A 1,814-nucleotide genomic window follows, 5' to 3' on the forward strand; every position below is an offset into this window, starting at 1 on the left:
CCAAAACGTTGGCCGGCCGTCGCGCACCGAGCGCCGCCAGCGCGCCAGGCGCCCACGGGTCCAGCACCACCCTGCCGTCGGTGCCTTCGGCCAGCGCCGGGGCGAAGGCACGTTCCAACGAATCGGGCATGCCGCTTTGCGGCCGCCCGGACGCGAGCACCACGGCGTCCGCCGATAGATCGCGTCCATCGTTGAGTGCCAATCGCGCTGGGGTGCCCGGCGTCAATTCCACGACCTCCGCGGTCTCTATTCGCACGTCGGCTGCCGCGAGCTGGTCTTGCAGGTATCGGCCGTAGGCAAGGCGCGGTGCGAAGCTTTCGGCCGGCGTGACGGCTCGCTGGTCCAGCCAGCGGCTGAAGTGATCGGGATCGTCTGGCCAGGCCGACATCCGCGGCGCGGGCACGTTCAGCAGAAACGTCGGGTCGTCGGTGCCGTACGCTGCGCCGGTGCCGGGACGCCCGGAGGCGTCGATCAACGTGATCTGCGCGTCCGGCACGGCCCGGCGCAGATGCACCGCCGCGAGCACACCCGCGGCTCCACCGCCGACAATCGCGACACGCCTCATGGCGGCAGGCTATATCTCACCGGCTGATTGAGCTGGTTAACGCACGATGAGCCAGCTGGCGTGCCTCTTGATCACCCCTCAACGACTAAGTGGTACGCCATGTACCGCTATAGATTAGCGGGACACCACGTACCATGTAAAGCATGAATTCGAGCGAGTCGGCCGAGGGGGTCACGTCCGGGCCGGTCGACGGGCGAACGGCTCGCTGATCGGGTCAACGGGACAATCGCGCGGGATCCGCCTCGACCCGCGAGAGCCGATAACCGCTCGAGCTCAGGAAATCTGATCCTGTATTAGTGGCGTTACAACCCGCCCAGATCGTCAGGGACGTCAACGGCGTTCTCCTGCAATGCTTCCAGCGGCACGACGTCGAGGGTCCGCTCATGGGTGGACGCCAACACCACCGGGGCGGCGAAACCGTCACGGTAAGCCAACAGCCAGTTGCCCGCGGTGACGCACCACCGATCCCCGGGCACCAGACCGGGAAACCGGAACTGCGGCATCGGTGTTGAGAGATCGTTGCCGATCATGCGCTGGTGCTCGAGGAATTCGGCAGTCACCACCGCGCAAATCGTGTGCAAACCAAGATCTTCCGGCCCGCTCGAGCAGCAACCGTCGCGGTAGAAGCCGGTGAGCGGCTCGCTACCGCACGGTTCCAGCGGACCGCCTAATACGTTGCGCTCAGGCATTCATACCCCTCCCTGCATCGCCTCGACCAGGTCCGCAGCGCGCTCGACTTGTTCGAGGTCGGAACTGGTAGGGATGAGCTGGATTTCGTCGGCCCCGACCGCTTCGAACTTACGAAGCACCGCGGCCAGATCGTCTTCGCCACCGGCGAAGCCGGTCGTGGGCGCCATCGCGTCGATGTATTCGGCCGGTATCCAATTCATGTACCGACGCAAATGCCGATGCACCTGCCGGCGGGCCTCGTCGGCCGAGCCGAGCGCGAACCAGAACGAGGTGGCCAGGTGCGGCTTGATCTTGCCGGCCTCGGCCCAGGCGTGGCGTGCGACGTCGAACAGTTCGTTCTGCTTGGCAACGTCGAGGTCCAACGTCGTGCCGGCCAGGCCGTCGGCCCACGTCGCGGCACTGCGCAGCGTCCGGGGCCCGATGGTCCCGACCAGCAGCGGCGGCCCACCCGGCTGAACCGGCGCCGGACCGACCGGCAGCACCGACTCGGTGATCTTCTCGCCGTCCCACACGCGTTTCATCACCGCGACCGACTCGGCCATCCCACGCATGGTCTGAG

Annotated in this window: 3 protein-coding genes; all 3 read right to left on the bottom strand. The window is 66.8% G+C overall.

Annotated features, from left to right (window positions below; translation table 11 throughout):
- Positions 1-565: FAD/NAD(P)-binding protein (locus WAN02_RS15680; RefSeq protein ID WP_422265124.1), on the bottom strand; the 565-nt coding region annotated here is incomplete at its 3' end.
- A 302-nt stretch (positions 566-867) separates the two neighbouring features.
- Positions 868-1,254, bottom strand: a complete 387-nt coding sequence (locus WAN02_RS15685) for a DUF2237 family protein (RefSeq protein ID WP_422265125.1) — start codon at positions 1,252-1,254, stop codon at positions 868-870.
- The coding region (locus WAN02_RS15690) for an LLM class flavin-dependent oxidoreductase (protein WP_422265126.1) at positions 1,255-1,814 on the bottom strand (560 nt) is incomplete at its 5' end.

Source organism: Mycobacterium sp., from assembly GCF_049281135.1.
Classification (GTDB): Bacteria; Actinomycetota; Actinomycetes; order Mycobacteriales; family Mycobacteriaceae; genus Mycobacterium.

What these genes read in the sequence shown, in the direction of transcription:
- WAN02_RS15685 (WP_422265125.1), bottom strand. Translation starts at nt 1,254, where the DNA reads ATGCCTGAGCGCAACGTATTAGGCGGTCCGCTGGAACCGTGCGGTAGC.